Origin of the sequence: Kordia aestuariivivens (assembly GCF_014397005.1) — a bacterium.
In the GTDB taxonomy this organism is placed as follows: Bacteria; Bacteroidota; Bacteroidia; order Flavobacteriales; family Flavobacteriaceae; genus Kordia; species Kordia aestuariivivens.
Window position 1 is genome coordinate 1 of record NZ_JACGWS010000021.1, and the last position, 24,503, is coordinate 24,503.

Annotated in this window: 20 protein-coding genes; 7 read left to right on the forward strand and 13 right to left on the reverse strand. The window is 34.8% G+C overall.

Translation table 11 applies throughout. The features are described 5' to 3' along the window. Positions 1–159: 159 nt before the first annotated feature. From yidC to guaA, 11 genes are all read right to left on the reverse strand, one after another. Complete coding sequence (gene yidC, locus H2O64_RS22555; protein ID WP_187564511.1) at positions 160–2,082, reverse strand: membrane protein insertase YidC; 1,923 nt, start codon at positions 2,080–2,082, stop codon at positions 160–162. A gap of 130 nt (positions 2,083–2,212) precedes the next feature. Beyond that, positions 2,213–3,847: a CTP synthase gene (locus tag H2O64_RS22560; protein ID WP_187564512.1), complete on the reverse strand. Its 1,635-nt coding sequence runs from the start codon at positions 3,845–3,847 to the stop codon at positions 2,213–2,215. Positions 3,848–4,134: 287 nt separating this feature from the next. Next, the gene (locus H2O64_RS22565; RefSeq protein WP_187564513.1) at positions 4,135–4,485 is read right to left on the reverse strand and encodes a hypothetical protein; all 351 of its coding nucleotides are present in this window, start codon (positions 4,483–4,485) and stop codon (positions 4,135–4,137) included. 19 nt (positions 4,486–4,504) lie between these two features. Next, positions 4,505–4,969, reverse strand: coding sequence for a hypothetical protein (locus tag H2O64_RS22570; protein ID WP_187564514.1), 465 nt, complete (start codon positions 4,967–4,969; stop codon positions 4,505–4,507). Between the two features lie 17 nt (positions 4,970–4,986). Next, complete coding sequence (locus tag H2O64_RS22575) at positions 4,987–5,583, reverse strand: N-acetylmuramoyl-L-alanine amidase (RefSeq protein WP_187564515.1); 597 nt, start codon at positions 5,581–5,583, stop codon at positions 4,987–4,989. A gap of 392 nt (positions 5,584–5,975) precedes the next feature. After that, a complete protein-coding gene (locus H2O64_RS22580; protein WP_187564516.1) occupies positions 5,976–6,170 on the reverse strand; it encodes a class I lanthipeptide in 195 nt (64 codons plus the stop codon). Between the two features lie 126 nt (positions 6,171–6,296). Beyond that, positions 6,297–6,545 carry a DUF3820 family protein gene (locus H2O64_RS22585; protein WP_187564517.1) on the reverse strand — a complete coding sequence of 83 codons (249 nt, stop codon included), beginning with the start codon at positions 6,543–6,545 and terminating at the stop codon, positions 6,297–6,299. Further along, a complete protein-coding gene (locus tag H2O64_RS22590) occupies positions 6,538–7,089 on the reverse strand; it encodes a DUF922 domain-containing protein (protein ID WP_187564518.1) in 552 nt (183 codons plus the stop codon). Before H2O64_RS22590 ends, H2O64_RS22585 begins: the two co-directional genes overlap by 8 nt. Further along, positions 7,090–7,491 (reverse strand): OsmC family protein, encoded by a 402-nt coding sequence (locus H2O64_RS22595; RefSeq protein ID WP_187564519.1) that lies wholly within the window; start codon positions 7,489–7,491, stop codon positions 7,090–7,092. A gap of 20 nt (positions 7,492–7,511) precedes the next feature. Next, positions 7,512–9,431: a LysM peptidoglycan-binding domain-containing protein gene (locus H2O64_RS22600; protein ID WP_187564520.1), complete on the reverse strand. Its 1,920-nt coding sequence runs from the start codon at positions 9,429–9,431 to the stop codon at positions 7,512–7,514. A gap of 20 nt (positions 9,432–9,451) precedes the next feature. Next, positions 9,452–10,987 (reverse strand): glutamine-hydrolyzing GMP synthase, encoded by a 1,536-nt coding sequence (gene guaA / locus H2O64_RS22605; protein WP_187564521.1) that lies wholly within the window; start codon positions 10,985–10,987, stop codon positions 9,452–9,454. A 194-nt stretch (positions 10,988–11,181) separates the two neighbouring features. Between guaA and H2O64_RS22610 the strand changes: the two genes are divergently transcribed. From H2O64_RS22610 to H2O64_RS22620, 3 genes are all read left to right on the forward strand, one after another. Next, positions 11,182–12,138 carry a hypothetical protein gene (locus H2O64_RS22610; protein WP_187564522.1) on the forward strand — a complete coding sequence of 319 codons (957 nt, stop codon included), beginning with the start codon at positions 11,182–11,184 and terminating at the stop codon, positions 12,136–12,138. Positions 12,139–12,151: 13 nt separating this feature from the next. After that, positions 12,152–12,544 carry a hypothetical protein gene (locus tag H2O64_RS22615; RefSeq protein ID WP_187564523.1) on the forward strand — a complete coding sequence of 131 codons (393 nt, stop codon included), beginning with the start codon at positions 12,152–12,154 and terminating at the stop codon, positions 12,542–12,544. Positions 12,545–12,664: 120 nt separating this feature from the next. Continuing rightward, complete coding sequence (locus H2O64_RS22620; RefSeq protein ID WP_187564524.1) at positions 12,665–12,832, forward strand: hypothetical protein; 168 nt, start codon at positions 12,665–12,667, stop codon at positions 12,830–12,832. Positions 12,833–12,890: 58 nt separating this feature from the next. Here H2O64_RS22620 and bshC read toward each other — a convergent pair whose 3' ends face one another. Continuing rightward, the gene (bshC, locus tag H2O64_RS22625) at positions 12,891–14,498 is read right to left on the reverse strand and encodes a bacillithiol biosynthesis cysteine-adding enzyme BshC (RefSeq protein ID WP_187564525.1); all 1,608 of its coding nucleotides are present in this window, start codon (positions 14,496–14,498) and stop codon (positions 12,891–12,893) included. A gap of 130 nt (positions 14,499–14,628) precedes the next feature. On the opposite strand from bshC, the gene H2O64_RS22630 reads away from it, so the two are divergent. Then, positions 14,629–17,106, forward strand: coding sequence for a M14 metallopeptidase family protein (locus H2O64_RS22630; RefSeq protein WP_187564526.1), 2,478 nt, complete (start codon positions 14,629–14,631; stop codon positions 17,104–17,106). Positions 17,107–17,386: 280 nt separating this feature from the next. Here H2O64_RS22630 and rimO read toward each other — a convergent pair whose 3' ends face one another. Then, positions 17,387–18,688, reverse strand: a complete 1,302-nt coding sequence (rimO, locus tag H2O64_RS22635) for a 30S ribosomal protein S12 methylthiotransferase RimO (RefSeq protein ID WP_187564527.1) — start codon at positions 18,686–18,688, stop codon at positions 17,387–17,389. Between the two features lie 129 nt (positions 18,689–18,817). Here rimO and H2O64_RS22640 point away from each other — a divergent pair, with 129 nt between their 5' ends. The 3 genes from H2O64_RS22640 (at position 18,818) to H2O64_RS22650 (ending at position 24,503) form a co-directional block, all read left to right on the forward strand. Next, positions 18,818–19,861, forward strand: coding sequence for a serine hydrolase domain-containing protein (locus H2O64_RS22640; protein WP_394368170.1), 1,044 nt, complete (start codon positions 18,818–18,820; stop codon positions 19,859–19,861). 206 nt (positions 19,862–20,067) lie between these two features. Beyond that, positions 20,068–21,801, forward strand: coding sequence for a hypothetical protein (locus H2O64_RS22645; protein ID WP_187564529.1), 1,734 nt, complete (start codon positions 20,068–20,070; stop codon positions 21,799–21,801). Positions 21,802–21,806: 5 nt separating this feature from the next. Further along, positions 21,807–24,503, forward strand: a complete 2,697-nt coding sequence (locus H2O64_RS22650) for a hypothetical protein (RefSeq protein WP_187564530.1) — start codon at positions 21,807–21,809, stop codon at positions 24,501–24,503.

The following is a 24,503-nucleotide window of genomic DNA, read 5'->3' on the forward strand; positions in this document are numbered from 1 at the left end:
TGTAAACTAACTTCGCTTTTTTATTGTGACCGTTTTTAATCTCAATTAATCAAAGCTTGAGATCAAAACAAAATTAGACCAAAAAGAAAATCGCCTAAAAATTACTTTTTAGACGACCTCTTTTTAACTTGTAAAACTTGCTTGTATTACTTGTACATATTATTTGCCTTTTGCTTTTTTCTGTGCTTCGGCTTGTTCCATCATGTCTTGCATTTTCTTTTGGAACCTGTTTTGCTTTTTAGGCTTTTTCTTGTTCTCTTCTATTTTCGCGTGAATTTTATCTTCGTCAATGATGTATTTTTTGATCACTAACATAATTCCGATCGTAATTAAATTCGATACGAAGTAGTATAAACTCAATCCACTTGCGTAGTTGTTGAAGAAGAATAACATCATTAATGGAGAGAAATACATCATGTACTTCATCATTTTGCTCATGTCTGGCATTCCTTCTTGTGAAGGTTGCTGCATAGAACTCATCTGTTGTCCTGTGGTCATTTTCATGTAGAAAAAGATCGCAATAGATGCTAAGATTGGAAATAAACTGATGTGATCTCCATATAATGGAATACTGAATCCATCTGGGAATTGGTAGATGGTATCATACGATGATAAGTCTTCTGCCCACAAGAAACTTTTTTGTCTTAGTTCAAATGCCGATGGGAAAAACATGAATAACGCGTAGAATACAGGAATTTGCATCAATGCGGGAATACAACCTGCCATGGGACTGACGCCAGCTTTACCATATAATTTCATGGTTGCTTGCTGCTTTTTCATTGCATCATCCTTAAATTTTTCGTTGATTTCAGCAATCTCTGGGCGAATTACTTTCATTTTCGCCTGTGATACATACGACTTGTACGTTACTGGTGATAGTAATAAACGCACTAAGATGGTCATGACAATAATTGCAATTCCAGCTGGTAAGAACGAACCCAAGAAGCCAAATAATGGAATTAAGAAGAAACGGTTGATCCAACCAAAAATCCCCCAACCTAATGGTACTATTTCGTCTAGGTTTCTTTCATAGTGAGAGAGCGTATCGTAGTCTGTAGGACCGTGATACATATCCATTGTATAGTTTAGTTCGCCTCCACTTAATTCTAATGGAATAGACGCACCAAATTGTTTTAAGAATTTTACATCTTTTTCCGCCATTTCAGGATCTACAATGTTTTCCGTAGATAGTGTTGCCGTTTTGAAAGCTACATCTGTTAGTAAGATAGAAGAGAAAAAGTGTTGTTTGTAACCTAACCACGTAACGTCGCTTAGTTTTTCTTCGTCTGTAGCTTGTCCTAAGTAGCTATCTTTTCCGTCTTCATATTCATAGTGTAAGTCAGTATACCTATTTTCATACGTCATACTTTTTGCATGTCTGAAACTTTTCAGTTTCCATTCCATGTTGATCGGTTGACTTGCATTGATCATTCCGTTTAATCCTTGCGAACGCACCGTGAAATCGATCATGTAATCGTCTTTCAACTCGTAACGGTATTCTAAGTATTTGTCTGCAGCAACTTTCAGTTTCATCGAAAGTACTTTGGTACTATCAGTTTCAGTATAGGTTGGTTCAAATCCGCGATCGATTGTATTGATCACACGATTTTCCGAAGTTGTTAAGTTTAATCCGAAAGATGAGTTTCCGTCTTTGATTAGATATACAGGCAGCGAATCATAGGTTGTTAGTTTTTCAAATTTCCCTTTTACCTTTTGCCCTTTTACATGAACTTCAACGATTTGTCCTCCTTTGTTGCTAATTTTTAAAGATAGCAATTGGTTTTCAAGCGTTGTTACTCCGTCCATTGGCACGTTTTCCGCATTGTAACCAAATGCACCTGAAGCATTTTTATATTTTGCTAATTGTAACGAATCTGTAAGGTCTAATGTAGTTTCGGCTACGACTGCTGTTTTTGTAGTATCAGCCGTTTGCGTAGTAACTTGTTCTGTTTTTGCTTTTTCCGCTTCAGCAGCTGCCGCTTCTTCTTCGGTAGGTTTCATAGTGTTTAACCAATAAACACCAATTAAAGCTATTAGTCCAAATCCTATAAATTGTTTGTAATCAAACTTGTTTTCTTCCATCTAATCGTTTATTTATGCAATCTCATTTTTGACCTTATTATTAACTTCTTATAAGCTCATAAAAAGGCATCTACATGGTAGACACCTTTTGTGTGTTTTTGTTACTCAAAAAAGCAACCAATTTGCGTTTTTATGTCAAAGTGGCATTTTGTTTGTTTTCTAAATTTGTTAATGCAGCTTTTACAAAAGCGACAAATAACGGATGCGGATTGGCTACTGTACTTTTGTATTCTGGATGGTATTGAACACCTACAAACCAAGGATGTGATGGCAATTCAATAATTTCTACTAATCCAGTTTTTGGGTTGAGTCCCGTAGCTACTAATCCAGCTGCTTCTATTTTTTCTTTGTATTCGTTGTTAAATTCGTATCTGTGACGGTGACGTTCTAGTATCATAGATTTTCCGTAAATGTCATGTACTTTGCTTCCTGGTAAGAGTTCGCATTCCCACGCACCTAAACGCATTGTTCCGCCTTTGTTTTCTATATTTTTTTGGGCCTCCATTAAGTTAATTACTGGACTTGCTGTGTTTGGATTCATTTCCGTAGAGTTCGCACTTTCTAAACCAAGTACGTTTCTTGCAAATTCAATGACTGCCATTTGCATTCCTAAACAGATTCCCAAGAAAGGAACATTGTTTTCACGTGCGTATTGAACCGCTTTTATTTTTCCTTCTATTCCACGATCGCCAAATCCGGGTGCGACTAATATTCCGTCTAAGTTTTTAAACTTTTCAGCAATTGTTTTTTCTGTGATGTGTTCAGAATGAATCGACTCAACAATTACTTTGATTTCGTTTTCTGCTCCCGCATGAATGAATGATTCTAGGATAGATTTATACGAATCTTGCAATTCTACATATTTCCCAATCAATCCGATCGTAACCGTATGTTTAGGGTTTCTAAACTTCGTTAGGAATTTGTTCCAACGTGTTAAATCGGGCATTCCTTCATCTACTAATGCAAGTTTCTTTAAAACAACCGTATCTAATCCTTCTTCAAGCATTAAGTTAGGTACATCATAGATTGTTTTTGCATCAATGGATTGAATGACAGCTTCACGTTTTACATTACAGAATAATGCTAATTTGTGACGTAATTCTTCTGAAAGTTCATGTTCAGTTCTACAGACTAATACATCTGCCTTGATTCCGCTTTCCATCAAGGTTTTTACAGAGTGTTGTGTAGGCTTTGTTTTTAATTCGCCTGCGGCAGATAAATACGGAACTAAGGTTAAGTGAATTACAATTCCGTTGTGTTCTCCTAATTCCCAAAGTAATTGACGCACTGCTTCAATGTATGGTAATGATTCTATATCTCCGACAGTTCCACCAATCTCAGTAATGACGATATCATAGTTTCCAGAGTTTCCTAGAATTTGAATTCGTTCTTTGATTTCATTGGTAATGTGTGGTACTACTTGAACCGTTTTGCCTAGGAATTCTCCTCTGCGTTCTTTGTCTATTACACTTTGATAAATACGTCCTGTAGTTACATTATTTGCTTGCGAAGTAGGAACATTTAAGAAACGTTCGTAGTGCCCTAAATCTAAGTCAGTTTCTGCGCCATCGTCCGTTACGTAACATTCTCCATGCTCATACGGATTCAAAGTTCCAGGATCAACATTGATGTATGGATCTAGTTTTTGAATGGTAGTTCTGTAACCTCTTGATTGTAATAATTTGGCAAGTGAAGCCGCAATTATTCCTTTTCCCAAAGAAGAAGTAACACCGCCCGTAACAAATATGTATTTGGTGTTTGTCATTAGTAATAGTGTGTTGTGTTGTTGTTGTGTATTCGGCGGCAAAAGTACAAAGAAGAATTTATAATTAATAAAGGTTGAATAACTATTTTTCAAGTGTATTCAACCTTTGTATTTTTTTCTGATAAAACTGATTATCAGTACGCTATGTTTTATTTCTCTTTGAAAGATTTGATATGATTCTAATTTTAGTGCTTTTAGTTGATAAAGAAACTCTTTGTTGTATCATTCTTCTCTGAGCATTCATCTTTAAATCATCAAATCAATCCTAACTATTCAGCGTTTGAATCTTATGCGTCTGCTGTTGTATCATTGGTATTTGTTACGATACCAATTGCTGTATTTATGACACTTGTAAGAATGCTGTTTTTTAAATGACCGAGTTTTATTTTAGAAACGCCCGCAGTGTATAATCCTTTAAGGACGACTAAATCTTTTTGACTTTCTACCAACCATTTGTATTCTTCTGCCGAAATACTTCCGTCCGCAAGAAAAAGTGTCCAACGTTCTAGTTTTGCTTTAGAAGCGTCTAAAAAATCTTGTATATCTTTTTTAGCTTCTCCTTTTAAGTCTTCAAATTTTCCACCTACTAAATCAAATAGGTTCGTTTTTATTTCTTTGAGTATGTTGTTAACATCCATTTGTGTTTATTTTTAGTAGTTATTGTATACCGAGTATTGCTTTGAGCTTGTTTTCTGCAGCTGGATCTTTTTTTCCTTCGTATTGAAGAATTAAATCCAAGGCTTCTGTTACTTGCCCTTTTGCTTCATCTATAAAAACTGTATTGACAGTTCCTTTGTCTTTCCAAAGCTTTAAAAATCCAGCAATGAATTTTTTATTTGGATCTGCAATCATTTTCCACATGGCATAACTGATTTGATTGTCTGGCTTGTTTTTTTCGTACTCTACCATTTTATCCAATTCGGTTTGCAAGTTTACAATGGCAGCTGTTTGCGAATCGTACTGCGTATTAGCTTTGTCCATCAAATTCGCGGCATCCACTTTAATTTCTGTTCCTTTTTGATATGAATATTGATCAAAAACTGCTGTTCGTAGTGAAGCGCAAGATGTCACTAATAAAAGTGCTAATGCACTTAAATACACTGTGTAATAACGTGTTTTCATGGGTATGTTAGTTATGTTTAAAATAATTCTTGTTGTACTCTTTTGATAGTTTCTACGTGATATTTAATGATTTTTGCACGTCCTTCTCGCGTCATTAGTAATGACTTGCATTCTTCTTCATTGTCCATAAAGAAGTTTTCCGTAAGGATTGCAGGCATTCTAGTATTTTTAAGCACATAGAAGTTTCTTTCTTTGTCTAAATCGCCATCAGAGAAATCTGTTCGCAATCTACGGTTTGGAAATTCTCTTTTGAATTCTTCTCCAAAAACGGTTGCTATTTTATCACTTTTGGTATTTCCTCTTGAGGTGAATACTTCACTTCCATGTCCGCCACCTGCGTTAGAATGCACACTGAGATAGAAACTTTTTCTTGAGTTGTATTTGTTTGCTCTGTTCATGCGTGTTTCTAAGGTTACATCTCTGTATTCAGGAGCAATGTTTACATACGGAATGCGAAGTCTTGTTAAATCTTCAATAATTCCGTTTACTATAGCTCTGTTAAATTCGCCTTCAAATAATTGCGTACCATCATTCCAAATTGGCGAACGCTTTCCGGGTGTTTGGTAAGTTCCGTTGATTAAACCTCCGTGACCGTTGTCTAGTAATACTATCATAATTGAAAATTAAAAAAAATAAATAAATCTGAAACTCCACTTTTCAGTGCAGTTAGCTCAACTTACAATTTTGAGTACGTTTTCACAAGCTTCTCTAAATTGAGTTTCACTAAAACAAAAAACCCTTCTAGAATGTTATAAAAAAAATAGTTTTATTTTAATTGATAGCATTCAAAAAGGGGAAGTACTAAAGATATGGATTATTTGTTTATTTAAAAAAGGGTATTTTTCCCCTATTTCTGTAGTTACCGTTTGTAAGGACGTTTTAAACAAAAAGCTCACATTAACCAGTTTTTCAAATACTTTATATATAACAAAACCACAATTTCTTTTTTGAAACAGTGGTTTTATTATAATAAACTCAAAAAGCTAGCTATTGAAAGTTTTTCAATCTAGCATTTGTAATCGTCATAACTACTACATAATATAACAACAGTACTAGGGCAACTACAAGTATTATTTTTTGTCACTGGCGTGCCAGTCATTGAAGTTCTTGTTATTCCTCCATCACCAGCAACAATCATGTTTAGTGTGCTAATTGTTTCTTTGTGAACGCTTAGTTTTTGAATGCTTTTTTTTTTCTTCATAATAAATATTTTAATGTTTATGCAACAAACATAAAGAGGAAAAAGAGAAGAAAAAACAGTTACCAATGACGCTTTATAAAACATCAGCAATACATCTTATTAATTTATAGGAATGTAGATTGACAATTATCGTTTTTCAAATTGTCGTTGAATATTGTAGATAATTTGTTCTAAACCGTTGATTTTGATATCGAGTATTTGTTCTAATTGCTGCCCTAGTTTTCCTTTGGGAAATCCTTTTTGACGGTACCAGAGTAGATAGAATTCAGGGAGATTGACTAAATATTTTCCTTTGTATTTTCCGAAAGGCATTTTTGCATGCGCCAATTCGATGAGAAGTTTTTGTTGTGCTTCTTTACTGGGAAAATCAGTCATTTTCTTTGGTATGTTTTCGGTATGCTTTTAGTTTTTGAAGTTCTATTGCGATCCGTTTTTGCCATTGTACTTGTCCTTCGTAATCCCTTGAATAGTCCGAACCTTCATCATACTGATTTTGCATTTCGCGTAATTCATCACTGACCTCATCATAGATTTTGGAGAGTTCTTTTTGAATGTTCTTGGTAAATTTTGTATTCTTTATACGCTTCCGAAGTTTCCGCGCGTGTAGTTCTGTAATGTCAAAATGCAATTGTTCATGTCCTAAAACGGTATCTGTTACACGTTCTTTGAGATACCACGATTTTTCTGGATAGAATTGCGCTATCACCTTCGTTGTATAGTCAATTTTATCACTGTTAGAATAGGTTTTAGAACTGAAACCATACGTAATTCCTGAAGCTGTAATGGCTACTGCTTCCGTATTATATTCAGGCTCGCCTTCAAAGTTTCCCCAATGTAGTTTTTGGTTTTCTGTCCATGTAATGGTTTCTTCGTCTTGAACGAATAAAAAAATACAAAGTATGCCTAAAAGTTTATACATTTATTTCCAATGAAATTCAACATTTTTTTCAATATCTGGATGAAGACTGTAATGTACAGGACAGGTATTTGCTGTGTTTTCTAGTATTTTTTTAGTTTTGTGATCAGCTTCAAAAGGAAGTTCTAATTTGACTTCTATTTTAGAAATTCTTCTAGGATTTGAAGCCATAGTTTTTATAACTTCTGCCGTAGTCCCTTCCATGTCTACGCCTAATTGTTCCGCTTTGATTCCCATCACTGTCAGCATACAACTTGCGAGTCCTGTTGCAACAGTATCCGTAGGAGAGAACGCTTCTCCTTTGCCATTATTGTCTGTTGGTGCATCTGTAATGAATTCATTTCCAGATTTTATGTGTTCTGAAACCGTTCTGAGATTTCCTTTGTACGTTACTTTTGAAGTCATTACTGTGTAGGTTTTATATATTATTTGACTTCTTTTATTTCCAGTCCATCATATTTTACAATATAAATTCCTTTGTTGAAAAATCCGCCTAATATTTTTTTAGTGTAATCAAATTTATTTTCAACATAACTCGCTTCCGAACCTTTACGCACACTTTTTGCCAAGTTTTGATCGTACGCTAAGCGCAGTAAAATATCAAACGTAATGTCAAATCCGCGCGTGGCAGTTTTACTTGGAGAAATGCCATACTCACGTTTATAGTTTTTTACAAATAGATTGTTGAGCGATGAAGGCTTTTCTATGGATGGATAATGAAAGTTTAAGTTTGCTAAATGACTGTTGTAAATATTGTCATTGTTGTTGTAATTATCATCTCTATCGGTTGTTAACAAAACAATTTTTCGCTTTTCACTTGTCGTATACGAGTTTAATACAGAAGTAACATTTGCTATTAATGACAAATCATTTGTTTCTAAAATCACCCAGTTTTCTTGATCTTCTTTTAACAATGGTAAGATTGCTGTTGGCTTGATGTAGTTTCCTGCTTCCGGATTGAACACAACATTATTAGGCAATATAGATTGTAATTTTGTCTTGATAGTCGCATTGTTTTTATCCGCGATGATGATCACATTTTTATCTTGACCATTTCTCTTGATGAAATCTAACATTTTTGCTTCTAGCAATTCTTGCCCAGGAATGGTTTGATATACATTTCTATGTTTTACTTCTTTGCTTGTTAATGGAGAAATTACAGGAATTCCGTCTGATTTTAATGCCGAAGCCACAATTTCTATGTTTGAATCTATAATGGGACCAATAACCGCGTGTACATCTGAGAAACTATTGTTTGTCATAACTTTTCGTGTTCCCGATGTATTCCCTTGATTGTCTAGCACTTTCACATTGACAGAAAAACCTAATTGCTTCATAGAATCTAACGCCATTAGTGAACCTGTGTAGAATTCGGTTGCGTAGCCTAATAAACGATCTTTTCTGAGTTTTGCTTTGGTTTGACTTACAGAGTCCATGTTCATTTCGTTCAACTTGAACGGCAACATAATCACAATGTTTGATACATTTTCTGTGCTTGCATTTTCCAAGAAATTGAATTTATCTACAATTACTGCATCTACAACTTCTAAACTTTCTGTTTTTGCTACTGGTAATTTTAAAACCATTCCGGCTTTTAAACCATCTTTTAATGCTGGATTTAACAAGATGAGTTCGTCTTCCGAAACACCTAATTTCCGCGTTAGCGTATAGATAGTTTGTTTTGGCTTTACATCGTAAAACACATATTTTTCAGTAGTCGCAACTTGTGGTTTTTCTGTGCGAATTGGTAATTTTATTTCTTGTCCAATTTTTAATCCGTCTTTAATTTCTGGATTCAAATCTTCCAATTCTTCAATGGTGAGTCCGTAACTATGCGCAATTCCCCATTTTGTTTCTTTTGCTTTTACGATGTAGGTTTCAAAAGTAGCTTCTTCATTTTTTGTTTCTTCTACGTCTTTCGTGGTTGTGTCTACAACATCAGCTACTTTCGTTTTGAACTTAGGAATTGCAATACGATCGCCTTTTTTCAAACCTTCTTTTGCAACTTTTTCGTTGAACTTTTTAATATCATCAACCGTAACACCATACTTTTTAGCAATGCTATATAAGGTTTCTTTTCTTCTTACTTTATGATTGGTAAACGTTACCTCAACATCTTTGGAAACTTTAACCGATTTTGAAGGAATGACCAAGACATTATTTCGGCGAACGCCACGTCTTGCTTCTGGATTTAATCTGATAATATCATCAACACTTATATTATATTGTTTGGCAATACTTTTTACAGTTTCACCTCTAGCTACAGTATGACTTTTGTATTGTTGTGCTGTTGCGACACAACTCGTTAATAATATCACTAAAAAAAATCCTAACAACTTTTTCATTCTCTACACTATTTTATTAATTATTCCCATTCAATGGTTGCTGGCGGTTTTGAGCTAATGTCATATACTACTCTATTAACGCCTTTTACTTTATTTATTATATCGTTGGATACTTTTTGTAAAAATTTATATGGTAGGTCTACCCAATCTGCTGTCATTCCATCCGTACTTTCTACAGCGCGCAACGCAACTACTTTTTCGTACGTTCGTTCGTCTCCCATCACTCCTACTGAGTTTACTGGCAGTAATATTGCGCCAGCTTGCCATACTTTATCATATAAATTCCATGAACGCAATCCGTCAATAAAAACTGCATCAACTTCTTGTAATATACGAACTTTTTCAGCAGTAATATCTCCTAATATTCTGATTGCCAATCCAGGTCCTGGAAATGGATGACGACCTAATAATTGTTTGTCCATTTCCATAGAAGCACCAACTCTACGCACTTCATCCTTGAACAATGCTTTTAACGGCTCTACAATTTTCAATTTCATGAAATCGGGCAAACCGCCCACATTATGATGACTTTTTATGGTTGCACTTGGTCCGCCTGTGGCACTTACACTTTCAATAACATCAGGATAAATGGTTCCTTGTGCTAACCAAGTTACATCTTGAATTTGGTGCGCTTCGTCATCAAACACTTCAATAAATACACGACCAATAGCTTTCCGTTTTTCTTCCGGATCACTCAGTCCAGCTAGCGCATCCAAAAAACGTGCCGAAGCATCAACTCCTTTTACGTTGAGTCCCATACCTTCGTATTGTTCAAGGACGCTTGTAAATTCGTTTTTACGCAATAATCCGTTATTCACGAAGATGCAGTATAAGTTTTCGCCGATAGCTTTGTGCAACAACATCGCTGCAACACTTGAATCTACACCGCCAGATAAGCCTAAAACAACTTTGTCATTTCCTAGTTTACTTTTGAGTTCATCAACCGTTTCACTTACAAACGCATTTGGTGTCCAATCTGGATTTACGCTTGCAATGCGAACTAAGAAATTCTCTAGTATTTGTTTTCCATCTTTGGAATGATATACTTCTGGATGAAATTGAATCGCATACGTGCTTTCTCCTTCTATTTTGTACGCTGCATTTTTAACATCGTGTGTGCTTGCTAAGAGTTTTCCGTTGGTTGGTAAGCTTTTAATAGTATCACTGTGACTCATCCAAACTTGACTTCCTTCTGAAACACCTTCTAAGAAAGGTTCATTTTCTTGTATGAAATTCAAATTGGCACGTCCGTATTCGCGTGTGTTCGACTCGGCAACTTCACCACCAGAAAAGTGTGCTAAGTATTGTGCGCCGTAACAAACACCAAGCAATGGCTTTTTGCCACGAATGGCTGTTAAATCTGGATGAAAAGCATTCTCAGACCTTACAGACATTGGGCTTCCCGAAAGAATGACTGCTTTGTAATCGTCTACGTTTGTTGGAATTTTATTGAATGGATGAATTTCGGAATAGATGTTCAGTTCTCGAACTCTACGCGCAATTAGTTGTGTGTATTGCGATCCGAAGTCTACTATTAATACCTTGTCGTGTTGCATACGCAAAAGTAGTATTTAGATTTTAGATTTAAACACTTCAATTGAAGATTTTTCAACACAATATTCACAGCTAATTGTTGATACCTTTTCTTTGCTATTTTACCAATAAATAGTGTTTTTCCTACATAAAAGAAAGGTATTACACTCTTACCCTTTTTCTTAGGTGCCTCTAATTTTGACAAAAAATAAAAACTATGGGAAGAGTTTGTAGGGAGGTTCAGGTAAAGATTGAAGAAAAAATAGAAAAACCAATTATAGATTGGGAAGAAACACAAGAAGAAAAATGCCGTAATGAGCCTTGTAACTGGTGGACACTTTGCCTTAATAAAGTTTTTTGTTGGATTGTGGTCATCCTTGTTAAAGTAGTACGCTTTGTACTCGTCACTGTCTTAAAATGGGCCATTAGGATCGTATGTGATTTGTTTTTTCTTTTATGGGACATCCAAGCGTTTCTAATTCTATTAGTGATGAGCATTCCTATCATAGGCGGAATTGTTCGAACTATTTTGAATTGGGCAACTGAAGGTTTATGGCGATTTGTTGGACTGATTGATTTTATAGCAAGTTTGGCAGGATTTCAACCACGTAAAAAAATGTATTTCGGAATTATAATTCCAACACACAAAGGCACTCCTATTACAACTGAAGCCGCTTTGCAACCACAAATTACTGCTGCTATAGATCATATGGATCGTTTGTGTAATATTAATCTAATTTATACTGGCGCTTACGATTCTGCGATTGATGCACCTTTTAATCCGTTGACTTATGCTTGCAATACAGAAGGTTTTTTTAGCGATTGGTTGTTGCATGGATCATTTTTTGAACTTGCTACTGCTTTATGCAAATTTGAAGACAGTTGGCGACGTCTTAGCGGTTATGGAGCAGAAATTATTGTTTTTGTAGTTGATGATGTTACACCAAATTCTAAAGTAGGTTGTAGCATGGGACCAACAACAAACTATGTCGTGGTAGAAGCTCCTTCGAGAGATAATTTGACTTTACATGAAATAGCACATGCGTGTTTTTTAATACGTCATCCTGCTGATCCAAATAATGTTATGCATTCAATAGTAAAATCTTCTCCACAAATTTTAACAAATTGGCAAGTCTCCGTAATTCGTTCTAGCAGACATTGCGTGTATATATAATCTTAATTATTGAATGATGAAAAAAGAAATTTCTATCAATTCCATTGAGCAACTTCATGAATTGAAATTTATTGTAAAACGTTTTAAAAATATTGAACTGAAATTACCGTATTTGAATGATGCGCAAAATGAAACATGGGAAGAATTAGTAAAGAAAGAATATTTTAGTTGCGGCTGTACCACAGGAAGTTACTTTGTCGGTATCGGAATTTTATGCACGCTTGTATATATTGTATATACGTTACTATTTGAACTCCCAATTTCCATCAAGATAATTCTTATTACAATTGTTGGTATGGCAATTTTAGGAAAACTAGCTGGATTATTGTTTGCGCATTTTCGATTGCTGCGCGTTATACAATCGCTGTATTATTTACGATTTAATAAGAACTATAAAAACACCTAACACACAACTATGCACTTGCTATTTCATTCTTACAATTCATAAATTCCGAGTTATTTTCTTTTATTAGCCATAATCTTTTTCTTAACTTTTATAATATATAAACCATATAAAATTATAATTATGAAAAAAAAGAACCAAAAAGTATTAAAATTAAACAAGAAAGCAATTTCTAAAATGAACAGTACTGAAGTTACTGGTGGAAACGACACCACGTACTTAACATGCGATCATTCCGCGTGTCGCTTAATAAAGTATAGTATTTTTATATCCTGCGAGTGTGCAAGATAAATAGTAAAAGTTAGTATTTAAATCTTACATAAAAGACCGGAATAATTTCGGTCTTTTTTCATAATTCTAACACCAAAAATTCTCCCGATAACGGTTGTAAATGTTCCACTAAAGTGGGAATTAAGTTTTCGCCGTGTTCTAAGTATAATTCGGAGAAATTTTGTCTTCTTTCCTGCAATGAGTTTCCTGGAAATAAAATTTCTTGTAAGTCTGTACTTCTGGAAACTTTATCTTTTAATCCTCTTTTTTGTGCTTTTAACAAACGCTTTTCCAAATGTTGCAAACCTTTGAGTTGCTTTTTTTCTTGTGCTGCAACTGCGCCAATAAACGATTGATCTGTTTGTTCTGCAATTTTGTATAAGTCTTTGAATTGTTGTTGTAAATGTTCTTTTTGCGAAGTGAAATCAATTTCAATATCGCTGAGTTCTTTTACTTTTTTGTTGACAAAAGCATCCCGTTTTAGGAATAAATCACGGTTGGTGATGTTTAACTTTACCATCTTTTCCGATTGCTTTTCGGTTTTTACCACAACAGAATTCCGCAGTAATATCATTGGAAAGGTCACGTTTACCGCTTCAAAGTAGGATTTCAATTCGAGCCAATACGCCAATTCTCCACCTCCGCCAATGTAACATAGGTTTGGCAGAATGATTTCTTGATATAATGGGCGCAATAATGCATTTGGTGAGAAACGGGCTGGAAATTCGTGGACTTCTTGTTGTATTTGCTCCGAGTTCCATCTCACGGAAGTGTTATTTACGGTAAAAACACCATTTTTTTCAATGATCCGCTCGCGAATTCCTTCTGTAATATAGAATAGATTGATTTCTCTCGGATTGACTTGAATTTTATATGAATCGTTGACTTCCGTTAGTTTGTGAGCCGTTTCTAATACTTTTTTATGCGCCGTTTGTTGAAATAATTCGTTTTCTACAAACGGAATAAATAATTGTTTTAATGCTTTGTCGTTTCCATCCACAATAACCAAACCATATATTTTGAATAATTCGTTGGCAATGTAGCGTGTTGCAGCTGTAAGATTATCGTGTTTTAGATAACCTTCTTTGAATAACGATTGCAATTGTTTTGCGTTGTTGCTGTTTCCTAATTCCTTTGAGAATACTTCAAAAACGTCTTGTAAACCTTCTGTTGAAAGTTCACCAACTGCGCCACTTGCTTCACGATTCCAACGTACTTTTTTGCCTTTGTAATTGAAGTAACATATTTCATCAAAATCATGATCTTCGGAAGCCATCCAATAGATTGGGACAAATTCATAGTTTGGATGTTTCTCTTTTAATGTTGTAGCAAGATTTATGGTCGAAATTATTTTGTAGAGAAAGTATAATGGTCCAGTAAATAGGTTTAATTGATGCCCAGTTGTGATGGTAAACGAATTTTCTGATGCTAATTTTTGAATGTTTTCGAGTGTTGCTTCAGAAGCATTTACGTTGCTGTATTGTTCCTGTAAAGCTTTTACTAAAACGGTTCTTTGTGAAACATCTGTCAAGCTAGATTGTTGCTTTTCTTGAATTTGCGCTTCAAAGTTTTCTAGTTTAGGAAAGCGATTGTAAAATGGTGTTAGCGTTGATTTTTCAGCTAAGTAATCACACATTAACGGGGAAAAATATCCAGTTTCACTATAGGGAATACATTCTGTTGGCATAGTTGGTCGTGAGAATTTAAGGTTGCTAAGATACCATTATTTGAAATGTGATTTTCTCAAAGTTTCGTTAAGATATTCTTTTTCAAATTTATTTAGTTAGCTTTGATGTCTATCTAACTTATCATTCATAATGAGACGACATCTTTTTACTTTACTTTCATTTTTTCTATTTTCTATTTCAGCTTTTGCGCAAACCATTCAATCGCCATCCGAGTTTTTAGGATACGAATTGGGAACGCGCTTTACCAATCATTACCAAGTGGTTGATTATTATCAGTATCTAGCGGAAGCTTCTGATATGGTTCAACTTCAAGAATATGGTAAAACAAACGAGCAACGTTTGTTACAAGTTGCCTACGTTTCAACTCCTGAAAATTTAGAAAATTTAGAAAACATCCGAAAGAATCATCTAGCGAATGCTGGTATTGGAACAGCTTCAACTACAGCAAATAAAGCCATTGTTTGGTTGAGTTATAATGTGCACGGAAACGAATCGTCAAGTACGGAAGCTTCCATGCAAACTACCTACGAATTGATTACACAAAAGAAAGCTTGGCTGCAAAATACAGTTGCGATTATAGATCCGTGTATTAATCCTGATGGACGCGACAGATATGTAAATTGGTACAACCAAGTGGCTAGTTTTCCATACAATTCAAACCAGAAAGCAAAAGAACATAAAGAACCTTGGCCAGGCGGAAGACCAAATCATTATTTGTTTGATTTAAACAGAGATTGGGCTTGGGCAACGCAAGTAGAAACGCGTCAACGTTTGAAAATATATAATACATGGTTGCCACATATTCATGTCGATTTTCACGAACAAGGCATTAATGAACCGTATTATTTTGCGCCTGCCGCAGAACCGTTTCATGAAGTTATTACTGATTGGCAACGTGATTTTCAAACACAAATTGGAAAAAATCATGCTGGATATTTTGATAAAGAAGGTTGGTTGTATTTTACCAGAGAACGTTTTGATTTGTTTTATCCAAGTTACGGAGATACGTATCCAACGTTTAATGGTGCTATTGGAATGACCTACGAGCAAGCCGGACACGGAAGAGCTGGTTTGGGAATTTTGAATGACGAAGGCGATTTACTAAGCTTAAAAGATAGAATTGCGCATCATCACACTACTGGATTGTCTACGGTTGAAATTTCTTCAAAGAACGCTGATAAGTTGAATTCAGAGTTTAAAAAATATTTTAGCAAGAACGATTTCACCTATAAAAGTTATGTGTTAGAAGGAAATCAAGATCGAGTTGATAAGTTAGCGGAATTGTTAGACAGACACGAAATTAAATATGGTTTTATTTCAGATATTACTGTAAAAGGTTTGGATTACGAAAGTGGCTCGCAAAAATCAACGAACGTTACTCACGGACTTGTAGTCAGCACAAATCAACCAAAAGCAAAAATGGTAAAAGTATTGTTTGAATCAAATGCGAAGTTGAGTGATTCATTGACATACGATATTACGGCTTGGAGTATTCCGTATGCGTACGGTTTGAAAACGGTTGCTACTAAAACGATCGTAAAACCAGATGCGCCAAATAAAACTTTTATTCAAAATACTTCTAACGAAAACGCAACTGCGTATGTTGCACGCTGGAATACGGTAAAAGATGCTTCTTTTTTGAGTGCATTATTACAGCAAGGAATTCGAGTGCGTTTTACAGAGAAATCATTTGTTTCTGGTGGAAATACGTATGATCGCGGTTCGTTAATTATCACGCGAAGCGATAATAAAGATGTAGAGAAATTTACGCAAAAAGTAAATTCTTTGGCGAATAAAATGAAGATTAGCCTAACAAATCTTGCTTCTGGATTTTCAACAAGTGGCGTTGATTTAGGTTCACCTGATGTGAAAGAAATTAAAATACCGAAAGTAGCTGTCATGTCTGGAAATGCAACAAGTTCACTCGGTTTTGGAGAACTTTGGTATTTCTTTGAGCAAGAATTAAAGTTTCCGGTAACGAATATTAATTCAGAAAATTTTTCAGCAAATACACTGAACTCGTTCAATGTTTTAGTGTTACCAAACGGAAATTATCAATCGCTGTTTGATAAAGATGGATTGAAAGTCTTGAAAAACTGGGTTTCTCGCGGTGGAAAAGTAATCGCTATTGGAAGTTCACTGAATACATTTGCAGGAAAAGATGGTTTTGGATTGGCTAAAAAAGAAAAGAGTGATGAAGAAAAAGATAAAAACAAAGTCGTTTCGTATGCAAAAAGTGAACGCGAGCGTGTTTCAAATTATATTACGGGCGCCATTTTTAAAACTAAAGTAGACAACACACATCCACTAGCTTTTGGATATGACGAATCGTATTTCACGTTAAAATTAGGAAGCAACGCCTTTAAATATTTAGATAAAGGCTTCACGGTTTCCTATTTAGAAGATACCAAAGCCGTTTCTGGTTTTGCAGGACATAAAGCAGCAAAAAATATTAAAAACACATTGGTTTTCGGAGAACACAGATTAGGCAACGGAAGTATGATTTATATGGTAGACAATCCGATGTTTAGAGCTTTTTGGGAGAATGGAAAGTTGTTTTTTGTGAATGCTATTTTCTTGGTGAATAATAATAGTTTTGAACTTTAAATTAGATCGCTTCGCTGTTGGACTCGCTTCGCTGTTGGACTCGCTTCGCTGTTGGAACGCACTAAAGCGCTGTTAGACTTGCGCTGACGCGCTTTTGGGTTTACTCTTTGTGCTTTTTGTTGATTTGTTTTTTGAAAATAATTTTCATCTAGTCATTACGAAAGTTTTGAAAAAAACTTGTGGCAATCTGCTTTTCCATTAACAGATTACTTCACTATCGTTCGTAATGACGTTTCAAACACTTTTACATTTAAAATTTAGAATTTAACATTCATCATTTCTAAACTGGTTCCGCATACAAATCAAAGTCTGCTGCTTCTGTAATTTTTACGTTTACGAATTCGCCTTGTTTTACGTAGAATTTTGCTGCATCAATCAACACTTCGTTATCAACATCTGGAGAGTCAAATTCGGTACGACCGACAAAATAGTTTCCTTCTTTTCTGTCAATGATACATTTGAACGTTTCTCCAATTTTTTGTTGATTTAATTCCCAAGAGATTTGAGATTGAATTTCCATGATTTTGTTAGCACGTTGTTTTTTCACATCTTCTGGCACATTATCTTCTAACTTGTACGCATGTGTGTTTTCTTCGTGAGAATAGGTAAAACATCCCAAACGCTCAAAACGCATTTCTTCCACCCATTTTTTTAGTGTTTGAAAGTGCTCTTCAGTTTCGCCTGGATATCCAACGATTAATGTGGTTCTGATGGTCATTTCAGGAACTGCCGCTCTGAATTCTTTTAATAGCTTGGTAGTTTTTGCTTGATTCGTTCCACGACGCATTGACTTCAAGATGTCATCTGCGATGTGTTGTAATGGAATGTCTAAATAGTTACAAATCTTCGGTTCCTGATTCATCACATCTAAAACGTCCATTGGAAATCCTGCTGGAAAGGCATAATGTAACCGAATCCATTCGATTCCTTCTACTTTCACCAACTCTTTTAATAATTCAGCAAGGTTTCGTTTTTTGTAGATATCTAATCCGTAATAGGTTAAATCTTGTGCGATCAAAATTAATTCTTTCACTCCTTTTGCCGCTAATTTTTCCGTTTCCGTTACCAAATGTTCAATTGGTTTCGATTTGTGCTTTCCACGCATGATTGGAATTGCACAAAATGAACACGGACGATCGCAACCTTCTGCAATTTTAAGATATGCATAGTTTTTTGGTGTGGTTGTAATTCGCTCACCAATCAATTCATGTTTGTAATCTGCACCTAATGCTTTTAATAAACGTGGTAAATCTGACGTTCCAAAATATTGGTCAACATCTGGAATTTCGGCTTCTAAATCGGGCTTATAACGCTCACTCAAACAACCTGTTACAAAGACTTTATCTACAACTCCTTCTTCTTTTTTCTGAACGTAATCTAAAATGGTATTAACACTTTCTTCTTTTGCATTATTAATGAATCCGCACGTGTTAATCACCACAATATTTCCTTCTTCTTCATGTACAACTTCTTTGCCATTGGCTTTCAATTGTCCCATCAACACTTCAGAGTCATATACATTCTTAGAACATCCAAGTGTTACGACATTGATCTTGTTTTTCTTTAAAGTCTTCGTTCTCATATCAAAAAATTCAGTTGGCAAAGATACGATGTAATTTAAACCTTTGGTATATTTGAGCGTCTTAATATGAAAATCTCACAGATGAATCGACTTTTATATATTCTTTCTCTTGTTTTTTTATCACTTTTCATGAATTGTGCAAGCGAAGCTATTGACGAACTTCCGCCAGAAGAAACACCTATAATTGTTGAAGATCCTTTGTATTTCCCGCCGATAAATTCAGATACTTGGGAAACTACAACTATTTCCGAGTTGAATTGGAATGCTGATCAATTGCAACCATTATTGGATTATCTGGAAGAAAAAAACACCAAAAGTTTTATCATCTTACATAAAGGAAAAATAGTTGTTGAAAATTACATGAACGGTCACACAGCAACGTCTCCTTGGTATTGGGCAAGCGCAGGAAAAACCTTGACTACAGCTGTCGCTGGAATTGCGCAAGATGAAAACCTCATCAACCTTAACAGTAAAGTTTCCGATTATATTGGAACTGGCTGGACAAGTGCATCCTTAGAGAAAGAAAATTTAATTACGTGTAAAGACTTATTGTCTATGACTTCTGGTTTGGATGATACTTTAGGTGATGGAATTACACCAAGTGAGTTACAATACTTTGCAGATGCTGGAACACGTTGGGCATATCATGGTGTATTTTTAAAAATACAAGATGTCATTGCTTCCGCGAGCAATCAAACTTGGGATGATTATTTTAATTCAAAATTAAAAAACCGAATTGGCATGACAGGCGCGTGGATTCAAACTGGAAATCCTAATGTATTTTGGAGCACAACCAGAAGCATGGCGCGCTTTGGACTTTTAATCGCAGCTAATGGAACATGGGAAACAACTCAGATTATTCCTGAACCTTTTCTGAATGAAGCAACCTCAACTACTCAAAATATTAATGAAGCGTATGGTTATTTATGGTGGCTTAATGGAAAATCTACGTATCGTTTGCCACAAACACAACTGGAGTTTTCTGGTGAATTGGTTCCGAATGCACCACAAGATATGTATTGCGCTTTGGGAAAAAATGATCAAAAAATCTATATAGTTCCAAGCAGAGATTTGGTGATCATTCGAATGGGAAATGCTGCTGATGGCGACAATTTTGCACTTTCTGACTTTGATAATGTACTTTGGGGGAAAATTAATTTGTTGATTGATTAAACACAAAAAACAACTGGTTCTACCTAAGAAATAACAAAAAAACTCTTACTTTTTCTCGTTTTTAAAATCACGTAGTTTTACGTTTATATAGTAATATTTTGCGTTTTAAATTGCATAGCATCAATTTAAGGCTTAGCGCAATTCCCTCCATTTCAATACGCTATCTTTTAAATTGATCTTAATTTTTAATCAAATTTAATAGCCACATGAAAGGAAAAGAAACACTCGCTGGTTATGACATGGTACTTGCCTTGTCTGAAAACACCATCAATTACCAATTCCAAGAATTACACAAAAGAAACATCATCCATAAAAAATGGGGAATTCTTTCAGGAAAAACGAAAGTTGGAGATAAAAATAAAGATTTTCATATCACTGACAGCAATGCCGATTTTAAGAAAAAACTAAAACGTTGGATTGATCTTCAAAAACAAATCACAGAAGCACGTAAAAATAATAAATGGTCAGAAATTGGTCGTTTGGTAGCACTTGTGGAAAGTGAAAATATAAATTTTGATTTTGGTTGGGACGCAAACTTAGTTGCTCCAACAATTAGCATCATACAAAAAGATCCTAAAAATCTAATCCTTCAAATTAGCTTTAAAAGCGGAAAGTTATATCACAGAGCTGAAGAAACAAGTGCGGTAGAAAGTTTCAATTTAAAAGGATTGGTCTATGCGTTTACCGTTCCTATTGGACAATTAAAAGTTACGAAAGACCAAATGATTATGGACGCTGGCGATCAGGTTGAAAACGTAATCCGAGATAGTGGATTAACGGCACAAGATTTTACCATAGAAAGTCTATTCTTAAATTTTCAAGATGCTAATATTTCGACATTCGACAAAAATAAAAGCACTTTCCCGCAAGAAGCAAGCTTGGCTTTTCAGGTTGCTATTGAAAACTATTTCAATATTATTTTACATGATGATGAACATCCGTATGTGTTAGGATATTCCATTCAACGTAAAAAAATAAAAGCTACTGAAAAAGCAATGTTTCAACCTACATCATTAGGTTATTCAACTTCACACAGCAATCACAATAAAAAGCCAGGGCAATTTAGTTCGCTTAACTTTTTAATGATGTTGAATGATACCAAACCGCCTACAAATACAACTGCTGGAATTTTACCTGCGAGCCTCATTGAACTCGGAAAAGATTTGACTAGTACTACCGATGGCGTTTTTGGACTTCAAAAAAATCATTTTAACATCTATGTAAAATCGCTTGATGCGTATGTACAAACTACCTTTGAAAACTTAAAAGGAGTGAAACTCAGTCATGGTTTTGAGAACAATGTGATGGTCTTAACAAAAAATGATAAACATATAGATGATAAAATTGATACAACGTATACTGTAACACGTGAATATGTTCAAAATGACGGAAATCAAGGAATAGCGGTTCGTTATAGAATTGACATCAAAGTGGAAGTCCATGTCATTATGAAGCTTTTTGGTGAACATGAAGTAAAGTATCTCTCATTATCCACAAGCGGAGAATACACGAAAGACAATGTAAAGGATAAAGGAGCTTCTGGCTATTTAGATTTTACAATAACTACAAAAAAAACAGGTCGTTTTGATTTAGATCACAACTTTACAAAACCAAAAGTTGCTTACGATAGTGATCCTAACTTTTTTAGTGGAGACGTTTTCGCCATTATTCTAAAAGTTATTTCATTAGTTATTACTTGGGTGTTTGCAATTGTTGATGCAGTTGTCAATCAAATTGCAGTAGATTTAGGTGGTGCAGGCTCTGTTTCTTCGACTAAATTGATTGAACAACTAAATGATATAGACGTATTAAATCAGACCAATAAAATAATTCTCCCACTTGGAAAAGTCTATACTTTTAAAAACTTACGCATTGAAGATAAAAAAGATATTGTTGCGTATGACATTACGTATGCACCAACCATTGAAAAACAAAATTAAATAACATGAAAGTAGATCCACAATTTCAAATTACAAAAGACGACAACGTAACTGTCGCTTTTTATAGCGAATTGATGTCTAATTATTTTCCTGAATCTGCAATTGATGCAGGAGAATCTATTTGTTCATTAATGGTCGCGCCAGAACAACCTTTCATATTTTGTTTAGATAAAGAAGGTCGTTTGCAAGGTATTTTACGCTCAGAAGGTTCCGCTTCTGGTTGGGTAAAAATGATGTTTTCTGAAGGAAAAGTTGCTTCCTTTGAATTAGAATATAATGTAGATGAAGATTATTTTCAACTCGCAAAAGTGGAAGATAATAAAGTGTGGATTTCAGACGAAATTCCATTAGATTCTACACAATTTGCCACACTTGACAAAAGTATTTCTTGGTCAAGTATAGAAGCGAGTAATGCTTCTGAAATCATTAACAAAGTGTCTATTGGCGTAGAGCATGTACTTTTTGCAACAGAAACAAAAAATAAAGACGCTAACTATTATGTGGCTGAACTAGATGATTTAGATCCAAAACCCTATACACTTCCTGAAAACGGAATGAAAATAACACAGTTTGAATTGGGAAATTTTCAATACAACGCTGGTGTATTTTTACTGTATGATATTGGAAAAGAACGTTCGTTTATATTTCAATCATTTCCAGATGCTAAATATGATAAAACGACTAAAATTCGCTTTGAGAGTGACGAATTTATCAACTGCTTTACCTTAGTAGAATCTGATGATGCCAATGATATTGTGTATGCCGCAGGAACACAAATCCATCAATATATAACCGCCATTGAAAGTAATGATTTTGAAGTAAATACATTACCAGGAAAGCTTGGAAACATCAAAAAGATTGCTGCTGCGCGTAACGAAGATGAACACAGTGTTTGGTCACTTAACGAAAATGGATTGCACTATCAAACGAATCACTTCTTTGATCAAAAAACACAAACTTTTATTGATGATAAATGGACGCAACCGATTGTCATGGTGAAAGATGCTGATCAATTTAGTTGTGTAAAAGGCAACGGAATTCGCAACCAACTCTTTGCAATTAGCACGAAACATGGTAGCGAGTTAACACGACTTTGGCAAGATAAAGTAACTACACTTTGGAACACACATACATTGACGGTTCAAGCAATTGATGGTTTAAAAGAAGTAGAATCTTACTCAGCACATATTCGCTTCAACAGTAAAGCGATGAAAACCTTTCAAGGATTAAATGTTCGGCTCAGCGCTGACAGCAATCTTTTTGTATATGTCAATAGTAAAAGTTATCATATCGGTCCCGATCATGAAGTAGATATTCCGTTAAATGTATTAGCAGAATTTACCGTGATTTGTCCTGTAAAAGATATTGCAACTTCCAAAATTTACATCAATGCCGATTTCCTAAAAGAAACACAGGCAATCAATCTTAAAGGAAAAGTTTTAGAACGCTTAGAAGAAAAACTAACGAAAGCAAATGGTTTGGGTGAAATTACAGATCAAAACGGAAAGCGTTTAGTTGCCGAAGGAACTGACCCGAAAGTATTAGAAAGTGCCGAAGAAGGAATCAAGCAAATGTTGTCACTTGCCAAAACGATGGAAAACGATTCCAACGCGCCATTGCAACGAACTTCATTTTCGATTGGAAATACGAACGGCGAAATACAAAGACGCGGCATTCCAAAAAATTATTCATTATTAAATGAAGGATTAACGCTGGGCGACTTTTTACATTCTGTTTGGGATGGTGCAAAACAAGCCGTTGAATTTATCGTAGAGAAAGTAAAAACGGGTATCCAATTCGTGATTAAAATTGGAGAACAAGTTTTCAATTGGATTGTCACAACGATTCGAGAAGTTGGAAGTTTTATTCAGAAGATATTTGATGCGATTAAAGTGTTCTTTAAAGATTTATTTGATCTTTTAGCATTTTTATTTGATTGGGATGCTATTGTAGAAACAAAAAAAGCTTTTAAAGATTTTACCAACGAAGCGATTCTTTGCTTAAAAGACGAAATTGGAAATATAAAAGACTTTGTCGATAAAACACTCGATGAACAAATTGGAAAATTTTCTCCTGAATTGGTTGATATTCCTGATACATTATCCAAAGTAGATCCTTCGGAACCTTCTGAAAAAAGTGAAGCAGATCCACGATCAAATTGGTTAAATTCTAAAAAAGACTATTTACACGATAGTTCACAGAAACCACTTAAAGAGCGAATTCCGACTGAATTTTCCAGTGTGTTTGAAAAATTCATGAAAGATTTAAAAGAAATTTTAGTAAAATCAGGGGAAGGTTTTAAACTGCAGATGGACATTATTTTTGACGGCTTCAAAAAAATGATTAAAGGAGAAATGCAATTTATAGATTTCCTAAAACTGTTGTTACAAAAACTAGCCGGATTGAGTTTATTTTTGGTAAAACAATTGATGGATTTAATTTTCATATCACTTGAAGCTTTAATAAATGTTGCACTTGTAGGACTCAACAAGGCATGGGAAATTCCTTTAATTACAGAACTTTACAAATCAATTACCAAAAGCGATGAATTGACATTTTTAGATGTCATGTGTTTATTTGTGGCAATTCCGACGACGGTTCTTTATAAAATTGGTTTTGGAAAAGCACCTTTTGGCGAAGGAACGACCAAAGAAGAATTTGTAAAAAGAGGTAGTACTATTTTTCAACTTAATTTAAACTAA

Excerpts from the sequence above, each read along its gene's own strand:
- yidC (WP_187564511.1), bottom strand. The coding sequence starts at position 2,082 with ATGGAAGAAAACAAGTTTGATTACAAACAATTTATAGGATTTGGACTA.
- H2O64_RS22560 (WP_187564512.1), bottom strand. The coding sequence starts at position 3,847 with ATGACAAACACCAAATACATATTTGTTACGGGCGGTGTTACTTCTTCT.
- H2O64_RS22565 (WP_187564513.1), bottom strand. The coding sequence starts at position 4,485 with ATGGATGTTAACAACATACTCAAAGAAATAAAAACGAACCTATTTGAT.
- H2O64_RS22570 (WP_187564514.1), bottom strand. The coding sequence starts at position 4,969 with ATGAAAACACGTTATTACACAGTGTATTTAAGTGCATTAGCACTTTTA.
- H2O64_RS22575 (WP_187564515.1), bottom strand. The coding sequence starts at position 5,583 with ATGATAGTATTACTAGACAACGGTCACGGAGGTTTAATCAACGGAACT.
- H2O64_RS22580 (WP_187564516.1), bottom strand. The coding sequence starts at position 6,170 with ATGAAGAAAAAAAAAAGCATTCAAAAACTAAGCGTTCACAAAGAAACA.
- H2O64_RS22585 (WP_187564517.1), bottom strand. The coding sequence starts at position 6,545 with ATGACTGATTTTCCCAGTAAAGAAGCACAACAAAAACTTCTCATCGAA.
- H2O64_RS22590 (WP_187564518.1), bottom strand. The coding sequence starts at position 7,089 with ATGTATAAACTTTTAGGCATACTTTGTATTTTTTTATTCGTTCAAGAC.
- H2O64_RS22595 (WP_187564519.1), bottom strand. The coding sequence starts at position 7,491 with ATGACTTCAAAAGTAACGTACAAAGGAAATCTCAGAACGGTTTCAGAA.
- H2O64_RS22600 (WP_187564520.1), bottom strand. The coding sequence starts at position 9,431 with ATGAAAAAGTTGTTAGGATTTTTTTTAGTGATATTATTAACGAGTTGT.
- guaA (WP_187564521.1), bottom strand. The coding sequence starts at position 10,987 with ATGCAACACGACAAGGTATTAATAGTAGACTTCGGATCGCAATACACA.
- H2O64_RS22610 (WP_187564522.1), top strand. The coding sequence starts at position 11,182 with ATGGGAAGAGTTTGTAGGGAGGTTCAGGTAAAGATTGAAGAAAAAATA.
- H2O64_RS22615 (WP_187564523.1), top strand. The coding sequence starts at position 12,152 with ATGATGAAAAAAGAAATTTCTATCAATTCCATTGAGCAACTTCATGAA.
- H2O64_RS22620 (WP_187564524.1), top strand. The coding sequence starts at position 12,665 with ATGAAAAAAAAGAACCAAAAAGTATTAAAATTAAACAAGAAAGCAATT.
- bshC (WP_187564525.1), bottom strand. The coding sequence starts at position 14,498 with ATGCCAACAGAATGTATTCCCTATAGTGAAACTGGATATTTTTCCCCG.
- H2O64_RS22630 (WP_187564526.1), top strand. The coding sequence starts at position 14,629 with ATGAGACGACATCTTTTTACTTTACTTTCATTTTTTCTATTTTCTATT.
- rimO (WP_187564527.1), bottom strand. The coding sequence starts at position 18,688 with ATGAGAACGAAGACTTTAAAGAAAAACAAGATCAATGTCGTAACACTT.
- H2O64_RS22640 (WP_394368170.1), top strand. The coding sequence starts at position 18,818 with ATGAATTGTGCAAGCGAAGCTATTGACGAACTTCCGCCAGAAGAAACA.
- H2O64_RS22645 (WP_187564529.1), top strand. The coding sequence starts at position 20,068 with ATGAAAGGAAAAGAAACACTCGCTGGTTATGACATGGTACTTGCCTTG.
- H2O64_RS22650 (WP_187564530.1), top strand. The coding sequence starts at position 21,807 with ATGAAAGTAGATCCACAATTTCAAATTACAAAAGACGACAACGTAACT.